Genomic DNA, 16,955 nt, shown 5'->3' on the forward strand with positions numbered 1-16,955 from the left:
CGCCATCATCGGCATCCTCGCCGCCATCGCCATCCCGCTCTACGCCAACATCCAGGCGCGGGCGCGGATCGCCAAGGCCCAGGCCGATGCCCGCACCCTCGCCTCCGCCGTGAGCATGTACTCGGCCCACATGGGCTCGCTTCCGTCCCTCCTCGCGGACCTCAACTCCGCCTCCACCAACGCGGCGGGCCAGTCCGCGGGCCCCTTCATGCCATCGACGCCCGCCCCGCCGGCGGGCTGGAGCAGCTACGCCTACAGCTCCACGGCCGCGGGCACCTTCACCATCTCCGCGACAGGCGACAGCACCACCGTCAGCCTGCCGTAGGGATTGCGGATCGAGCGGTCTGACGGGCGAGGGAGGGGTCTCACCCCCTTCCTCGCCAGTTCCCTGCGGCTTCCCATGGCTGTCCTGCGGCAACCGCTCCTGCTCCTCCTGCTGCTGGGCGCGGTGGCCTTCTCCGGGGTCCCCGGGTTCGATCTCGTCTGGGACGACCGGCACTTCCTCCTGTACAGCGGGACCTTGACTCACGGGTCGCCCGTCGCACTCTTCAGCTCCGGCTTCGGACTCGACGGGGCGGGCAGCGGCTACTACCGCCCGCTGGTGACGCTCACCTTCTTCCTCGAGCATCGCCTCTTCGGCGCAAGTCCCTCGGGCTATCACGTGATGAACGTCCTCTACCACCTGGCGGCGGCGCTGGCACTGGTCTGGGCCGGCGCGAGGCTCCTGGGTCGTCGCGAGGCAGCCTGGCTCGCCGGCCTGGTGTTCGTCCTCCACCCGATCCACACGGAGTCGGTGGCCTTCGTGTCCGGGCGCACCGACATCCTGGCGACGCTCTTCTTCCTCCTGGCTGTCGGCTGCTACATGCGCTGGGCCGGCGGGCGCCCGCCGTGGGCGCTGCCAGCGCTCCTGTGCTTCGCTCTGGCGCTCCTCGCCAAGGAGCCCGCCATCGCGCTCCCGGCGGTGCTGCTGGCCTGGGAGCTGACCCTGGCTCGCGCCGAGCGCGGTGCCGCCGCGCCCGCCCGGATCGCCGCCCGCCTTCTCCCATTCGTGCTCATGGCAGCCGCGTATCTCGGCGTGAGGCAGTGGGCGCTGGGATCCATGCCCGGGCTGCCCGCCGGCCAGGAAAGCCTCGCTGCGCGGACGGCGGCTGGCGCGGAAGCTCTCGGCCGCTACCTGCTCCTCCTGGTGGCCCCCTACCCGCCCACCCCCGACATCGTGCTCGATCCCGCCACCTGGTCGTCCCGCGCCACTGCCGCCGGGCTCGCGAGCCTGCTCCTCGTGGGAACAGGGGCCGTGCTTGCCTGGCGGCACTCGAGGTTGCCCGCTTTCCTGACCTTGTGGTTTCTCCTGACGCTCCTGCCGGCCACCCCCTTCGTGCCGTGGGGGCCCGTGCAGATGGCCGAGCGGTTCCTCTACCTGCCCTCGGCGGCCTTCGCACTTTGCCTGGGCTGGGGGGGCGGGCGCTGGCTCCCGTCCCGCGCCGCCCTCCACGGCCAGCTCGCTGCCCGGCAGGGGCTGGCTGCCTGCGCGGCCGCGGCGCTCTTCCTCCTGGCTCTGGGTCTCACCCTGTACCGCAACGAGGACTGGCGCGACTCGGAACGGCTGTTCACGCGCATGGCCAGCTCGTCACCGCACTCGTGGAAGGCGGCGGTGAACCTCGGCCATGTCTATCAGCAGCGGGACGATCTCCTGCTTGCCGCCGCTGAGTTCAGGAGGGCCCTGGCGCTCCGGCCCGATCTTCCCTCGGCGCTCATGGGGCTCGCAGTGGTGGAGAGCCGGCTCGGCATCCACGGCGAGGCCATCCGGCTGGGACGGCGCGCGCAGGCGGCCGCCCCGGGAAGCGACCTGATGGACCTGCAACTCGCCCTGATCCACAGCAACGCGGGCGATCACGCGGCCGCGGCAGAGCGGTTCGCCGAGGCGGTGCGCAAGGGCCCGCGCCGCCCGGACGCGCGGTTCCACCTGGCCCTGGAGTTGGCACGGGCCGGGCGAGAGGCCGAGGCCCGTGCAGTCCTCCGGGACGCCGAAGCCTTCTCGCGGAGCCTCGGGCTGCCCCCATCGGCCGCTGGCAGCGCTGCCGACCTGGCTCGCGCGCGCCTCCGCGAGACCCCCACCCCATGACCCCCCGCTTACCACCACGCCCCGATGAGCCGCGCAGCGGCGAAGAGGCCCAACCGCAACCCGAGGTCACCCACGGTCAGGCGGCGTGGTCAGACCCGCGCAGCGGCGAAGAGGCCCAACCGCAACCCGAGGTCACCCACGGTCAGGCGACGTGGACAGAGCCCGCCCGCGCTGTGTCGCTCGGCGTAGCGCTGGCGGTAGTCCTCGGCTATGCCGCCACGCTCAGCTACGATTTCGTGTGGGACGACACGCTCCTGATCCAGCGCAGCTGGCACCTGCACCAGTGGAGGTCGCTCCCCGCGGTCCTCGGCTCTCACTTCTGGGCCGAGGTCCAGGAGGCGAGCCACTACTACCGACCGCTCGTGATGCTGAGCTTCTTCCTCGATGTCCAGCTCTGGGGGCTCAACCCGGCGGGCTTCCACCTGACGAACGTGCTGGCCCACCTGGCGACGTCCCTGGCCGTGCTGGCGCTCGGCCGCAGACTCACGGGCAGTCACTGGGCCGGAGGGATCGCCGGGGTCGCCTTCGCGCTGCACCCGCTCCACTCGGAGTCTGTCGCCTTCATCTCCGGGCGCACGGATATCCTGGCGACCCTCTTCTTCCTCCTGGCGCTGCTCAGCTACGCGGCCTGGCGGGACTCGGGCCGGCACCTCCAGTACGCGCTGTCCCTCGCGGCGTTCTTCCTGGCGCTCATGGCCAAGGAGGTGGCCATCACCCTGCCCGCGATCCTGGTCCTCTACGACCGGGTTGCCGGCGGCAATTCCACGAGCCTGCGCGGCAGGCGCCGGGCGGCGCTTCGCTATGCCGGGTACGGGGCCGTGATGATCCTCTACGCGGGACTCCGCCTGGGCGCGCTCGGTCGGACGCTGGACGCGGACCCGGACCGCTGGGGTAACCTGGGCACCCGCCTCCTCACCACCCTCGACATCGTCGCCTCCTACGCGCGCCTCACCGTCATCCCCTATCCCGCGAATGCCTATCCGCTCATCGTGCCGGTGACCTTCCCGGGAAGCACCGGCTTCTGGCTGGCCATGGCACTTCTGGCCGTGGCGCTGGGGCTCACGGCGTGGGCGCTGCGCCACTCGCCTGTGCTGGGCTTCGGCGCCCTCTGGTTCTGGATCACGCTGCTCCCCTTCGTGGGCGTGAACCTCCTGCCCCTGTCCACGGCCATCATGGCGGAGCGCTTCCTCTACCTGCCGACCGTCGGGTTCTGTCTGGTCCTGGCCATGATCTTCTGGCGGCTGCTGGGCTCTGGGGCGCTCTCGGCCTCGAGCCAGCTTCGCCCCGCCCCGGCGCTGGCGCTGGCGGGAACCGTGCTGCTCTACGCGCTCCTCACGCTGTGGCGCAACGAGGACTGGAAGGACGACTACCGTCTGTACTCGCGCATGGTCGAGGCCTCCCCCCACGCCGCCCTGCCGCACGTGAACCTGGCCTACACACAATTGCCGCGGGGGGAGATCGGGGCGGCCGACGCCCATCTGCGAGAGGCCGCGAGGCTCATGCCCCGAAACCCCCGGGCCCTGGTGGGACTGGGACTCACCCGGACCCTGCTCGGCGGCCCGGAGGCGGGCCTTCACTACGCCCTCGAGGCCCAGGCCCTGGCGCCGCGGAATTTCCACATCCTTGCCACGCTGGGCTCCATCTACCTCTACCGGGACGAGCCCACCCGCGCGGTCGCCCACCTGGAGGACTCGCTCCGCCTGAACCCCCATCAGGTGCATGCGACGCTCAACCTGGCTCTGGCCTTCTTCAGGCTCGAGCGGCAGAGCGAGGCTGAAGCCGCCCTCGTGCGCGCAGCCGACCTGGCCCGGCTCATGAGCCCCGGGCTCCCGCTGGTGGACCGGGTCACGGCCGAGATCCACGCCGGGCGCGATCCAGCACGCGCCCGCGCAGCGTGGGAGCGGTACATCGCCCGCCTGCGCGCTGCGGGCGAGCTCGTTCCAACCCAGCAGGCCGACCTCGCCTACGCCGAGGGCCAGTTGGCGAGGCTCCTCGGAGGCGGGCGATGACAGCGCCGGGCGGGCCCGTCGCTCCTGTCCTCCTCTTCGTCGCCGGCCTCTTCGTGGGCAGCTTCCTCAACGTCGTGATCGCTCGGCTCCCCGAGCGCCGGAGCATCGTCACCCCGCGCTCGGCCTGTCTACGCTGCGGGGCCCCCATCCCGTGGCACGACAATGTCCCGCTGCTCTCCTTCGCCCTGCTGAGAGGGCGCTGCCGCCGCTGCCGGGCCCGGATCTCGTGGCGCTATCCCGTCGTGGAGGCCGCCACCGGCTGCCTCTTCGCGCTGGCGCTGTGGCGGCGCGGGCTCTCGCTGGATCTCGTGAGCGCGCTCGTCCTGCTGGCCGCGCTCGTGGCCGTCACGGGCATCGACCTGGACCACCAGATCATCCCGGACGTCATCACGCTGCCTGGCATCGCAGCCGGGCTCGCCTGGAGCCTCGCCACGGGGCACCCTCGCTGGCTCGACGCCATCGTCGGGGCCGCTGTGGGTGGCGGGCTCTTCTGTCTGATCATCGTCGCCAGCGGCGGCGGCATGGGTGGAGGAGACATGAAGCTCGGCGCCATGCTCGGTGCCTTCCTGGGCTGGCAGCTCCTCCTCGTCGGCGTCATGGTTTCCGTGCTGGCTGGCGGCGTCGTCGCCATCACGCTGCTCGCGCTCGGGCGCCGGGGTCGCAAGGACGCCGTGCCCTTCGGACCGTTTCTCGCGCTGGGCGGCAGCGTCGCGCTCCTCTGGGGCGAGGGGATCCTCCGCTGGTACCTGACCGCGTTCGTGCGTTGAGGCGACTCGCGCGTGAGGCGTCAGCCTCCTGACGTCAGGCATGTTCGCTTCCGAGAGTGAGTGGGTGCCCGTCATCACGGATCCGAGAGGGGACCCGCCCCACCACGCGCCGATTCTGGGGGCTTCGGCGTTCAGCCGGGCCACAGATCGGGGGTCGTGCGCCCCGGAGCAGACCGGGCCATGCAGCAACTTCGGACCGCGCGCTTGGCCCCCTTCTTGCTAGAATTCGCCGTGAGCCAGCGTGGCGGCGGAAAGGCTGGGCAGAGGCAGATGGTCCCTCGACGCTCCGAGAGACTGACGGCGCAAGCGGGGTTCAGCCTGGCCGAGCTGCTCGTGGTCATCGCCGTCATCGGTATTCTCGCCGCCCTGACGGCGCCGTTCTTCATCAGCTACTACCAGAGCGCGGCGCTGAAGGCCGCGGCGGAAGAGCTCGTGACCTTCCTCAACCAGGGACGCCAGATCGCCATCAAGGAGAACCAGACGGTCTGCGTCCACACCACGTCGGGCGCGATCCACCTGCACGTCAACGGCTGCAGCGGAAGCACCTGGGTCGGCCCGGGCACCGACGCGTCAGGCAACTGGAAGGTCCCGCAGGGCTTCACGCTCGCCAGCACGGCGGAACCCCAGTTCAGCTACCTCGGGGCGGCCGCGCCCGCCGCCACCTACACCGTGACGAACAGCGCCAACGGCAGGACGCTCTCGGTGACCGTGTCGGCCTCGGGCAGGGTCAACGTCGGGCCCTGAGGGGAGGCGGCGATGCGGCGGCTCGTCGAGAACCAGCGGGGCATGACCCTCGCGGAGATCCTCGTCGCGATCGCCATCATCGGCGTGGGGCTCGCGGCGCTGGCCGCCGCCATTCCCCTCTCGGGCTACGGCATCCAGGAAGGAAGCCAGCTGTCCACCGCGACCTTCCTCGCCACCGAGCGGCTCGAGCAGGCGAAGAACGCCAGTTGGACCGAGACTCCCGCGGTGGATAACCTCGGCGTGTCGTCGGGCGATGCGGCGCCCCAGAGCGGCGGGACCACCACCTTCCCCGACGAGACTGCGGTGGCGGCACCGTACACGGCCTACAGCCGCAAGGTGCGCATCACCGACTGCGGGTTGGGCGGCGGCTGTGCGGGCATCACGGACGCCAACCTGCGCCAGGCCACGGTGACGGTGACCTACCGGCCGCTGACGGGTGTGGGGCAGAGCCCGGCCACCAAGTCGGCGACGGTGACCATGCTGATCGCCAGGCGGTGACGGCGATGCCGAGGATGCTCCGGGACCAGCGCGGCTTCACCCTCACCGAGCTGCTCGTGGTGACGGCAGTGCTCGCCGTCGTGCTGGGCGCCGTGATCCTGATCCAGCAGAAGGGGCAGGAGGCCTACATCATGGGCTCGAACCGGGTGGAGACCCAGCAGAACGCCCGGGTGGCGCTGGAGCTCATGACGCGGGAGCTGCGGTCGGCGACGGCTGTCACCGCGATCCCGAGCGGCACCGACATGACCTTCGCGGACCAGAACGGGGTCTCCGTGCGGTACCAGGTCACCGGCGGCAACCTGACCCGGACGGCGGCGGGCACGACGACGACGCTCATCGGCGGCGTGCAGGCCCTGACCCTGACCTACTACTCGGCCTACGACGGTCAGACCGGCACCGGCACGACCACGGGGACGGCCTCCGCCGTCAAGGTCATCAAGCTCAATCTCGAGACGAGGACGGAGGAAGGCGCCGGCGCCGGCTCCTTCGCGAACCAGTACGCGAAGATGGAGTCGATGGTCCGGCTCCGGAACCTGTGAGGGGGAGACCATCCATGGACGTCCGCCGACTTGTCCGAACCCTGACTGGCCAGCTGGGCGTCGCGCTGCCCATGGCCCTCATCGCGCTCCTCATCCTGACGGCGCTCGTGGTGGCCTTCTCCGTCCTCGCGACCTCCGAGCCCACCATCGCGGCCAATCAGCTCCGCGTCGCGCAGGCCCGGGCCCTGGCCGAGGCCGGCGTCGAGCGCGCCACGTGGGCTCTGACGAACGCGGCTGCGACCGGCGGGCTCGCCGACCCACTGCCCTCGCCCGTTCCGGCGCCCTACGACGGCAGCCAGCTCCTCATGGTCTCGGTGGGCGCGACGCCGGTGGGCGGCTTCCGCGTCACCGTGACCAGCGGCGCCGCGAGCAACGAGCGCAACGTCGTCGCGGTGGGCTGGGTCCCCACGGACTCGAGCACCGACGGCCGGACCAAGGCCCACCAGCGCATCACGGCCACCCTGACCAAGATCCGGTTCCTGGACCCGCCCTGCGCGCTGTGCGTCCGCGGCGACCTGCAGGTCGGAGGCAACTCGACCATCGACTCGCGCAGCGACACGAGCTGCGGGGACAAGTCCGGGACCATCACCACGGGCAGTACGACCATCGGCAGCGGGGCGGCCGATGTCTGGGGGGCCGACGGCAACAGCACCAGGAATCAGACCGGCACAGCCCCCCCTGCCGACATCGTGAACGGCTTCAGCGCGGCCAGCTTCGACAGCTACCTCTTCACCAGCAGCGACCTGGACGCGCTGAAGGCCATCGCCAAGGCCCGCGGGACCTACTACCAGGGCGCCGTGACCTTCAACTCGTCGTTCCAGATGCCCGACGGCATCATCTTCGTGGACACGACGACCGGCAACAACATCACCCCGTCCACCCCGTCGTCGGAGTTCGCCGCGCTCAGCATCCACGGCGGCGCCCCGGCGGCGCCCAGCGGCATCTTCAGCGGCTGGATCATCTCCAACGGCAGCATCAGCATCAGCGGCGACTTCCGGATGCACGGCATGGTGTACGCCGTCAACGACATCTCCTACACGGGGACGGGGACAGGGGAGATCGTCGGCCAGATGATCTCGCAGAATATCCGCGATACCGTCGCCACGACCGTCGACACCAACACGGGCGGCAACGCCGCCGTCATCTACAACTGCGCCTACGCCAAGACGGGCGGCGGCCAGATCCCGCAGAGCTGGTTCCTCAAGGCAGGCACGTACAAGGAAGTCGCCGACCCGTGATCGGCCCCTTCCTGCGCTGGGCGCCGGTGGGGCTCTTGCTCCTGGCTGCCTGCGAGGCGCCGCCGCCGCCTCGGGCCGAGCCGGATCTGGCCACCCAGGCGGCACAGGCGCTCGAACGCGGGGAGTATGCCCGGGCCGCGGACTTCTACCGGCGGGCCCTCGAGGGCTCACCCGACAGCCTCGCCCTCCACTACGGCCAGGCAGTGGCGGCCTCGCACCTGGACCAGCGGGAGACGGCCATCCGCGAGTTCAGGTGGGTGCTCGAGCGCGGCCCGGCGGGCTCGGCGGAGGTCGAGACCGCCCGGCGCTGGCTCGCCATCGCCGGCGCGCTGCCCCGGCCGCCGACCGCGGCGGCCCCGGCGGCCGCAGAGCGGGAGGTGGGCAAGGCGAGCCTGGAAGGACGGGTCGTCTTCGGCGAGGGGCAAGAGCTCCGGCCCATGGCGCGCAAGGCGCTGATCCTGGTCGGACAGCCCGGGACGCCCACCAAGGAGGAGCGCTACAACCTGAGAACCGACGAGGACGGGCGCTACCGGTTCCCCAGCGTGGCCCCGGGGCCCTACATGCTCACCGACCGGGTGGCGGGCCCGGTCATCTGGCGGCTGCGCGTGGAGCTCGGCCCCGGCCAGGAGGTGGCGCTGGACCTCACCCCCGCCAACAGCGTGAAGGCACGCGACGACTTCCCCAACCGGGAGTAGCCTCGGCGCCTCCGGCGCACCACATGGGGCGTGCATTGTTTGTTGACACTCGCTCGCAGGGGCCCGTATACAGTAGTCACCTGTTCGGAGCCTTTTCCGACGCTCACTTAACCGCCGGCTGACCTGCCCGCCCGGGGAGTCGCCCCCGGGGCCCGGGCGCGGCAGCGGGCGTGGAGCCGACCATGGGGCTGTTCGGACTGGGGAAGAGGCAGGCGACGTTCGGCCTGGACATCGGAACCAGCAGCGTGAAGGCGGTGGAGCTGGCTGAGGGACGGGGCGGCCTCTCGCTCCGCTCCTTCGCCTCGGTGCCCCTGCCCCGCGATGTCATCGGCGAGGGCACCATCAAGCACCCGGCCGTCGTCGCGGAGGCCATCAAGGAGTGCGTCGAGAAGGCAGGGATCAAGAGCAAGGCGGCCGTCATCTCGGTCTCCGGCCGCGAGGCCATGACCAAGCGGGTGCCGCTCCCCAAGGTCTCGGCCAAGGAGCTGGCCGACGCCATCGGGCTGGAAGCCGAGCACCACATCCCCTTCGCCGTGGACGACGTGTTCCTCGACTACCAGGTGGTGGGCGAATCCGGGAACACGATGGACGTCATGGTGGTGGCGGTGAAGAAGGTGAAGGTGCTCGAGTACGTGGCGGCGGTGGAGGAGGCCGGGCTCGAGGCCGTCGTGGTGGATCTCGACGCCTTCGCCATCCAGAACCAGTACGAGTACAACAACCCCGGCGACGGCGGCGAGGCCGTGGCTCTCATCGACATCGGCGCCAGCTTCATGAAGACCAACGTGATCCGCGGCGGGGCCTCCATCTTCGCCCGCGACGTCCCGTTCGGCGGCCACCAGTACACGGACGCCATCGCCCAGCGGCTCAGCATTCCCGTCGAGAAGGCCGAGGCCGCCAAGAACGGGCAGGACGTGGGAGTCAACTGGGAAGACATGGTCCCGGCGCTCGAGGCGGTCTCCCGTGACCTGTCGATGGAGGTGCAGCGCACCTTCGACTACTTCGCCTCCGCCGCCGAGCACGAGCGGATCGGCAAGATCGTCCTCTCCGGGGGCTGCGCCCGGCTCGCCGGGCTCGACGAGTTCCTCTCCTCCTCGTGGGGGATCCCCGTGGAGCTGGCGCGTCCCTTCCAGGCACTGCAGGTGGACGCATCCCGCTTCCCCGCCCAGGAGCTCGAGCAGGTGGGGCCGGCGCTGGCCGTGGCCATCGGCCTGGGGCTCCGGCGTCCGGGGGACAAGCCGGCATGATCAAGATCAACCTGGCGCCGCCGGCCGCGAGGAAGCGCTTCACGATGCCGGGCTTCAACCTCGGCATTCTCTTCGGCATCCTCTTCGTGGCGCTGGTGGCGGTGCTCGGGTTCTGGTGGTGGGCGCTCGACGCCGAGGTGCAGGACCTGACCCGCCAGGTCTCCGAGAACGAGAAGGAGATCGTGCGGCTCAAGCAGGTGATCGCCGAGGGTCAGCGCTTCAAGCGCGAGAAGGAGGAGCTGGAGCTGCGGGTCAACGCCATCGAGTCCGTGGCCCGCCTCCAGGCGCGTCCCGTGTATCTGCTCGATGCCGTGGCCGACATGCTTCCCAAGGACCTGTGGCTCACGCGGATGGAGGAGAAGGGGCACCAGCTCCGCTTCGCCGGCACCACGTACACCTCCACGGCGCTGGCCGACTTCATGGCGAACCTCAAGGCCTCCGGGAAGTTCAAGGACGTGGATCTGCTGGAGTCGCGGCAGGATCTCACCAAGTCCCCGCGGACGATCACCTTCGAGGTGTCGTGCCGCTTCGAGATCTGAGCCATGGCCCTGCTGGATCCCATCTATGCCCTGCCGAAACCCCAGAAGATCGTCCTGGGGGTGCTGCCGCTGATCGTCGTGGGGGCCCTCGGCTATCTCGGGCTCATCTCGCCCAAGAGCGTCGAGCGGGACAGCCTGTTCCAGCGGAACGAGGCGCTGCGCGCCGAGGTGATCAAGGCGAGGGCCGACGAGGCGAACCTGCGGCCCTTCCGCCTGCAGGCCGAGGCCCTGCGCAAGCGCCTCGAGGCCGCCAAGGAGCGCCTCCCCGTGGAGAAGGAGATCCCGCGGCTCTACCGGCAGATCTCCGACCTGGCCTTCCAGTCAGGGCTGGGGTTGGCCCTCTTCCAGCCGAAGCCGCCGGAGGAGCGCGCCGTCTTCGCGGAGGTGCCGATCATCATGACGGCCGAGGCGGGCTACCATCAGCTCGGCTCCTTCTTCGACCGGATGGCCCGGCTGCCGCGCGTCGTGACCCTGGGTGACTTCAAGGCAACGGCCATCGATCGCCCCACGGGGACGGTGCGGGCCGAGATGACCCTGGCGACCTACGTCTTTCGCGCCGCGGGGGCCGCCGCACCCGGCAAGCCCGGAGCGCCCGGAGCGGCGAGGCCAGCGGCGCCAGCTGCGGCGGTTCCGCGACCTGGAGCCCGTCCATGATGGCTCGATGCACGGGGGTGGCGCTGGCAGCGGCCCTTATCCTGGCCGGCTGCGGAGGGGGGACGGCGCCTCCGTCACCCGGACCTCCGGCTCGCGGGCCGGTAGCCACCCCGCCCCCGCCGCCCAAGCCGCCGGGCATGGCCGCCCAGCCCGAGGCGGGACCTCCCCTGCCGCCCATGCTGTACGAGGTCAAGCGGCGCCGTGATCCCTTCAGCCCGGTGGTGGTGAGCCAGGGGGGCAAGGGGCTACAGGTGGGCTCCGTGAAGCTCGTGGGAATCATCCAGGGACGCCAGTCGCCCCTGGCGCTCGTGGAGGCACCCGATGGCATCGGCTATATTCTCAAGCCGGGTGACACGCTGGGCGACGGCCGCGTCACCCAGATCGGCCCGGACTCGGTGACCTTCGGCGTCCCCGGGACGCCGGGGCAGAAGCCCGGCAGCGTGACGCTCAGGCTGCGAACGGACTGAGAGGGGGGTGAGGTGATGAAGGGCATGGCGCGAATCGCCCGGCTCCTGCTGCTGATGGGGCTCCTGAGCCCGGGGATCGGCAGGGCGGACACCGCGGCCGTCCACCTCAAGGACGTCGCCATCGACCGCCTCACCGACGGCGTGAGCGTGAGGATCAGGACCAGTGCCCCGGTCCAGTACCAGGCCACCCTCATCGACTCCCCGACCCGGCTGGTGATCGACCTGGCTGGAACCGTCTACCGGTGGAGCCGGCAGAGCCTCGCTCCCGACGTGGCGCCCATCAGGGAGATCCGGGGCAGCCAGTGGAAGCCCGGGACCTCGCGCATCGTCCTCGAGCTGACCCGCAAGGTCGGCTACCGCATCGAGGAGAGCCGTGACGGCCTCTCCGTGATCCTCGACGCCTCGGCCACGGCCAGGAGCGAGGGGGGCGCGGCTGCCGAGCCGCCCCGGCGCCCCGAGCCGAGAGCCGAGGCGAAGCTCGAGGGGCCCCCGCCCGCCGCTGCCCGCCCTCCGGCGCAGGTCGCCCAGGCGGCGGCCGCTGCCAGCGGCCCGCCCGGCGCCACTGCGGAGGCGGCCCGGCCTCCGCGCGTCGCCCAGGCCCAGACCCCGGCGCAGGCCCCGGCCGCGCCGGCGCCCAACGGTACGCGCCTGATCTCCATGGACTTCAAGGACGCCGACGTCGTCAACCTGCTCCGCATCCTCGCCGCCGAGAGCGGGCGGAACATCGTGACCGGCGACGACGTCAAGGGGAAGGTCTCGATCTCGCTCCGCAACGTGACCTGGGAGCAGGCCCTGGAGACGATCCTCGAGGTGCGGGGGCTGCAGAAGATCGAGAGGGGCGGCGTCATCCGCGTCGTCTCGACCGAGCAGCTCACCAAGGAGCGGGAGGCCCGCGCGCGAGGCGACGAGGCCAAGCTCAAGGCCGAGATCGACACGCGGACCAAGCTGGCGGAAGCCCAGCTCAAGGAGGCCGACCTGGCGGCCAAGCGGCTCGCCGCCCAGGCGGCGGCCGAGGAAGCGAAGGCGCGGGGCCCCCTTCGCGAGGAGACGATCCGCCTCTCCTACGCCGACCCCGAGGAGGTCGCCAGGACCCTGCAAGGAATCCTCGGCATCCCGCCCGAGGGCTCGGCGCCCGTGACAGGCCTGCTGCCCGGCACGCCGGCAGTGGTCCCGAGCGGTGGCACCCCGCCACCCACGGAGCCGCCCTTCTCTGCCCTTTACGGCGCCGGCGCCGCGCCCCGGGCGCCCGTGTCCGTGAGCCAGGACGTGCTCGCCAAGGGCATCACGATCCGGGCCCACAAGCCCACCAACACGATCTTCATGCGCCACTACGCGGCCGACCTCGAGCGGATCAAGAAGCTGGTGCGCGAGCAGCTCGACGTGCCGCTGCCCCAGGTCAAGATCGAGGCCCGCATGGAGATCCTGGACCGCAACGCCCTGGAGGCCATCGGCGTACAGTGGGGCGGCGCGGCCGCGCGCAACGTCTTCAACCGGGCCACGGTCGTGGGCCAGGGGTTCCAGTCGGCGCCGAGCGCCGTGCCCGGCCTGACCCTGCCGGTGGTCGGCGGCGTGCTCCAGCCGGACGGCTCGACCATCACCATCAGCCCCACGGCCCAGTCGGGCATCCTCCCGGTCAACCAGAACGTCACGCTGAACCGGCTCTTGCCGGTCTCGAGCACGACGGGGCTCCCGATCGGGGGCAACCTGGTGAACCTGCCCTTCCAGCTCCTGCCCAACGCCGCGAGCGCCGTGCCGGCCGGCGGCATCGCCTTCGGCATCATCGGCTCGAGGCTCAACATCAACCTGGCGCTCCAGGCCCTCGAGACGCAGGGGAAGACGCGCACGCTGGCGCGCCCCGAGATCGTGACGGTGGAGAACAGCAAGGCGACGGTCTCCCTGGGCGAGGAGATCCCGTACGCCACGGTGAGCAGCGCCGGCACCCAGATCCAGTTCAAGGAGGCCGTGCTCAAGCTCGAGGTCACGCCCACCGTGACCCGCGAGCGGATCGGCAACGAGGACGTCACCAAGATCAAGATGGTCGTCATCGTCGAGAACAACTCGCGCGGCGACACCATCAGCCCTGCCCCCGGCGTGAGCGTGCCGCTCATCAACCGCAGGAAGGCCGAGACCCAGGTGCTCATGAGAGAGGGCGAGCGGCTGGTGATCGGCGGCGTGACCCAATCGGTGCATCAGAGTACGGTCCGCAAGGTCCCGGTCTTCGGCGACATCCCGCTGCTCGGCTGGCTCTTCAAGCAGAAGGAGAACTTCGAGACGGGGCGTGAGCTGGTCGTCTTCCTCACGCCGACCATCCTCAAGACCGACGCGGCCCAGGCGGCGCAGACCGCGCCGGGCAAGTAGCACCGTGGGCGGGACCTTCCGCTTCCTCACCGCGGGGGAATCCCACGGAGAGGCGCTGACGGCTGTCATCGAGGGCGTCCCGGCCGGCCTCCCCCTCTCCGAGGCCGACATCAACGCGGACCTGGCGCGGCGGCAGCGCGGCTACGGCCGCGGCGGCCGCATGAAGATCGAGCGCGACCAGGCCCACATCTCGTCGGGCGTGCGCTGGGGGGTGACGCTCGGCAGCCCCATCGCGCTCACCATCGGCAACCGCGACTGGGAGAACTGGAAGACCACCATGGCCGTCGGGCAGCCCCCGCCGGGGACCCCTCCGAAGGCGGTGACGCGGCCGCGTCCCGGTCATGCCGACCTGGCCGGCGCCATGAAATACGGGCACCGCGACATCCGCAACGTGCTCGAGCGCTCGAGCGCCCGCGAGACCACGGCGCGCGTCGCCGTGGCCGGGGTCGCCAAGCGGTTCCTGGCCGAGTTCGGCATCTCGATCCTGAGCCATGTGACCGAGATCGGCGGGGTGCGAATCGGCGCGCTCCCGGAGCCCTGGGCGGAGATCCGGAGCCGCGCCGAGGCCTCGGAGGTGCGCTGCGCCGATCCCGTCGCCGAGCACTCCATGATCGAGGCCATCGACGAGGCCAGGGCCAAGGGGGACACGCTGGGAGGCGTCTTCGAGGTGGTGGCGCTCGGCTGCCCCGTGGGCCTCGGCTCCTACGTCCACTGGGACCGGAAGCTCGACGGGCGGCTCGCCCAGGCGCTGTGCTCCATCCACGCCATCAAGGGCGCCGAGCTCGGCATGGGATTCGAGACGGCCCGCCATCCCGGTTCCCAGGTCCACGACGAGATCCTCTTCGACCGGGACGCGGGCTTCAGCCGGCGCACGAACACCGCCGGCGGGCTCGAGGGCGGCGTGACCAATGGCCAGCCGGTGATCGCGCGGGCGGTCATGAAGCCGATCTCGACGCTCAGGCGCCCCCTCCGGTCCGTGGACATGGAGACGAAGGAGGAGGTGGAGGCGGTGGTGGAGCGCAGCGACGTCTGCGCCGTGCCGGCCGCCGGGGTGGTGGGGGAGGCCATGATGGCCATCACACTGGCGCAGGCTTTCCTCGAGAAGTTCGGCGGGGACAGTCTCGGGGAGATCCGTCGGAGCTACCAGGGCTACCAGGACTCGCTCAAGACCTGGTAGCGGCGCCGGCCGCCCCGGACCCGAGCGGCGCACCCTCCCCGGCCTTCGCGTACAATGCCTCCCGCCATGCACCACATCCCCGTGAGTCTGGGCGCGCGCTCATACCGCATCCTCGTGGGCCCGGGCCTCCTCGCCGGAGTCGGCGCCGAGCTCTCGCGCATCGGCGTCGGCAGCCGCGTGGCCGTGCTCAGCGACGAGCCGGTGATGGCGCTGCACGGCCACCACGTCGTCGAGGGCCTCGAGGCCGCCGGCTTCACGGTGACCACGATGCGGCTGCCCGAGGGGGAGGCAGCCAAGACCCTCGCCACGGCCGAGCGGGCGTGGGATGCGCTCCTCACTGCAGGCCTGGACCGCACCTCGACCGTGGTGGCGGTGGGCGGCGGCGCCGTCGGAGACCTGGCCGGGTTCGTGGCCGCCACGTACATGCGCGGCGTGAGCCTCGTCCAGGTGCCGACCACGCTCCTGGCCCAGGTGGACGCCTCCATCGGCGGCAAGACGGCCATCGACCACCCGCGCGCGAAGAATCTGATCGGTGCCTTCCATCAGCCGCGCTTCGTGGCCGCGGACCCGGCCGCCCTCCTCACGCTCCCCGAGCGGGAGTTCCGGTCGGGGCTCGCGGAGGTCATCAAGCACGGGATCGTGCTCGACGCCGCTTACTTCGCCGACCTGGAGGCAAGCCTGCCGGCGCTCCTGGTGCGCGATCTGCCTGCCCTCACGCGGGTCGTCGCGGGGTCGTGCAGGATCAAGGCGTCGGTCGTCGAGCGCGACGAGCAGGAGACGGAGCTGCGCACCGTGCTGAACTACGGCCACACCATCGGGCATGCCGTGGAGGCGGTCACCGGCTTCGCGCGCTGGACGCACGGGGAGGCGGTGGCGCTCGGGATCGCGGCCGCGGCGCGCCTGGCGGAGCGGCTCGGCCGCGCGGGGAGCGAGGCGACGACACGCCAGACACGGATCCTCGAGGCCGTCGGGCTGCCGGTCCGGGGCTCGGGGGCCGCGCCCGCCGCCGTGGTCGAGGCCCTCGCCCGGGACAAGAAGGCGCGGGACGGCCGCGTCCCGTTCGTCCTCGCCCCGCGGATCGGAGCCTTCCAGCTCGTCTTCGACGTCCCGCGGGAGGCCGTGCTGGCGACGCTCGAAGAGCTGGCCTGAGCGCGCCTGGACCAGGGAGGCGCCAGACGGGGCCCGCGCGAGGGACCCGCGATTGACTCGACGCGGCGGCACACGTATAACAAGATCGCCATGGCGCAACCGGTGGCTCGGGTCAGCGGGGAAGTTGCGGCCCAGGCGGCCGCCCAGACCGCCATCCACCGTTACGAGGAGCGGCTCGCAAAGGATCCCGCATCGCTCGCCTTCGCTCCCCTCGCCGACGCCTACCGCAAGGCGGGCCGGGTTCGCGAGGCGATCCGGCTCTGCCGCGAGGGGCTCGAGCGCTTCCCGCACTACACGACGGCGCGCCTGGTGCTCGCCAAGGCGTATCTGGACGAGGGCGACACCGAGCGGGCGGCGGCGGAGCTCGGCGGCCTGGTGGCCAGCGGATCGAAGGACCCGGAAGTGCACCGGCTGCTGGCGCAGGTCCACCGGCTGGCGGGCCGGCTCGACGCGGCGGTGGCCCACCTCGAGCACGCCGCGAGACTCGACCCGGGGGATCGCGAGTCGCGCCTCACGCTCGAGCTCCTCAAGGGGGGAGGACGGCCGCCGGAGGGGTCGCCGCTGGCCGGGCTCCTGGCCGACGATACGTTCGTGACGCTCTCGTTCGGGACGGCCTGTCTCGACCAGGGGCTCTGCGATGAGGCGGTGCAGGTCTTCCTGCGGCTGCTCAAGAGGGATCCGGGAGATCTCCGGGCCGGCGCGCTGCTCGAGCAGGCGCTCAGGACCCGAACCCAGAAACGGAAGGGATCATAACG

Annotated in this window: 17 protein-coding genes; all 17 read left to right on the forward strand. The window is 71.3% G+C overall.

Annotation, left to right across the window (positions count from 1 at the left end):
- Nucleotides 1-325, forward strand: a 325-nt coding sequence (locus HYV93_09765) for a type II secretion system protein GspG (protein ID MBI2526256.1), incomplete at its 5' end; no start/stop codon positions are given.
- A gap of 75 nt (nucleotides 326-400) precedes the next feature.
- Nucleotides 401-2,122 carry a tetratricopeptide repeat protein gene (locus HYV93_09770; protein MBI2526257.1) on the forward strand — a complete coding sequence of 574 codons (1,722 nt, stop codon included), beginning with the start codon at nucleotides 401-403 and terminating at the stop codon, nucleotides 2,120-2,122.
- A 173-nt stretch (nucleotides 2,123-2,295) separates the two neighbouring features.
- Nucleotides 2,296-4,131: a glycosyltransferase family 39 protein gene (locus HYV93_09775; protein ID MBI2526258.1), complete on the forward strand. Its 1,836-nt coding sequence runs from the start codon at nucleotides 2,296-2,298 to the stop codon at nucleotides 4,129-4,131.
- A complete protein-coding gene (locus tag HYV93_09780) occupies nucleotides 4,128-4,898 on the forward strand; it encodes a prepilin peptidase (protein ID MBI2526259.1) in 771 nt (256 codons plus the stop codon). Before HYV93_09775 ends, HYV93_09780 begins: the two co-directional genes overlap by 4 nt.
- Nucleotides 4,899-5,168: 270 nt before the next feature.
- Nucleotides 5,169-5,642 (forward strand): GspH/FimT family pseudopilin, encoded by a 474-nt coding sequence (locus HYV93_09785; protein ID MBI2526260.1) that lies wholly within the window; start codon nucleotides 5,169-5,171, stop codon nucleotides 5,640-5,642.
- 12 nt (nucleotides 5,643-5,654) lie between these two features.
- The gene (locus tag HYV93_09790) at nucleotides 5,655-6,140 is read left to right on the forward strand and encodes a type II secretion system protein (protein ID MBI2526261.1); all 486 of its coding nucleotides are present in this window, start codon (nucleotides 5,655-5,657) and stop codon (nucleotides 6,138-6,140) included.
- 5 nt (nucleotides 6,141-6,145) lie between these two features.
- Nucleotides 6,146-6,679: a prepilin-type N-terminal cleavage/methylation domain-containing protein gene (locus HYV93_09795; protein MBI2526262.1), complete on the forward strand. Its 534-nt coding sequence runs from the start codon at nucleotides 6,146-6,148 to the stop codon at nucleotides 6,677-6,679.
- 14 nt (nucleotides 6,680-6,693) lie between these two features.
- Nucleotides 6,694-7,917, forward strand: a complete 1,224-nt coding sequence (locus HYV93_09800) for a hypothetical protein (GenBank protein MBI2526263.1) — start codon at nucleotides 6,694-6,696, stop codon at nucleotides 7,915-7,917.
- Nucleotides 7,914-8,612 carry a hypothetical protein gene (locus HYV93_09805; protein MBI2526264.1) on the forward strand — a complete coding sequence of 233 codons (699 nt, stop codon included), beginning with the start codon at nucleotides 7,914-7,916 and terminating at the stop codon, nucleotides 8,610-8,612. Before HYV93_09800 ends, HYV93_09805 begins: the two co-directional genes overlap by 4 nt.
- Before the next feature lie 182 nt (nucleotides 8,613-8,794).
- Nucleotides 8,795-9,856: a type IV pilus assembly protein PilM gene (gene pilM / locus HYV93_09810; GenBank protein MBI2526265.1), complete on the forward strand. Its 1,062-nt coding sequence runs from the start codon at nucleotides 8,795-8,797 to the stop codon at nucleotides 9,854-9,856.
- A complete protein-coding gene (locus tag HYV93_09815) occupies nucleotides 9,853-10,395 on the forward strand; it encodes a PilN domain-containing protein (protein MBI2526266.1) in 543 nt (180 codons plus the stop codon). The genes pilM and HYV93_09815 overlap by 4 nt, the downstream gene beginning before the upstream one ends.
- A gap of 3 nt (nucleotides 10,396-10,398) precedes the next feature.
- Nucleotides 10,399-11,049 carry a type 4a pilus biogenesis protein PilO gene (pilO, locus tag HYV93_09820; protein MBI2526267.1) on the forward strand — a complete coding sequence of 217 codons (651 nt, stop codon included), beginning with the start codon at nucleotides 10,399-10,401 and terminating at the stop codon, nucleotides 11,047-11,049.
- Between the two features lie 137 nt (nucleotides 11,050-11,186).
- A complete protein-coding gene (locus HYV93_09825; protein ID MBI2526268.1) occupies nucleotides 11,187-11,516 on the forward strand; it encodes a hypothetical protein in 330 nt (109 codons plus the stop codon).
- Between the two features lie 24 nt (nucleotides 11,517-11,540).
- Nucleotides 11,541-13,874, forward strand: coding sequence for an AMIN domain-containing protein (locus HYV93_09830; GenBank protein MBI2526269.1), 2,334 nt, complete (start codon nucleotides 11,541-11,543; stop codon nucleotides 13,872-13,874).
- A 4-nt stretch (nucleotides 13,875-13,878) separates the two neighbouring features.
- Nucleotides 13,879-15,051, forward strand: a complete 1,173-nt coding sequence (gene aroC / locus HYV93_09835) for a chorismate synthase (GenBank protein ID MBI2526270.1) — start codon at nucleotides 13,879-13,881, stop codon at nucleotides 15,049-15,051.
- Nucleotides 15,052-15,117: 66 nt separating this feature from the next.
- A complete protein-coding gene (locus HYV93_09840; GenBank protein ID MBI2526271.1) occupies nucleotides 15,118-16,200 on the forward strand; it encodes a 3-dehydroquinate synthase in 1,083 nt (360 codons plus the stop codon).
- 90 nt (nucleotides 16,201-16,290) lie between these two features.
- Nucleotides 16,291-16,953 carry a tetratricopeptide repeat protein gene (locus HYV93_09845; GenBank protein MBI2526272.1) on the forward strand — a complete coding sequence of 221 codons (663 nt, stop codon included), beginning with the start codon at nucleotides 16,291-16,293 and terminating at the stop codon, nucleotides 16,951-16,953.
- Nucleotides 16,954-16,955: the final 2 nt, after the last annotated feature.

It is taken from the genome of Candidatus Rokuibacteriota bacterium, from assembly GCA_016188005.1.
Classification (GTDB): Bacteria; Methylomirabilota; Methylomirabilia; order Rokubacteriales; family CSP1-6; genus UBA12499.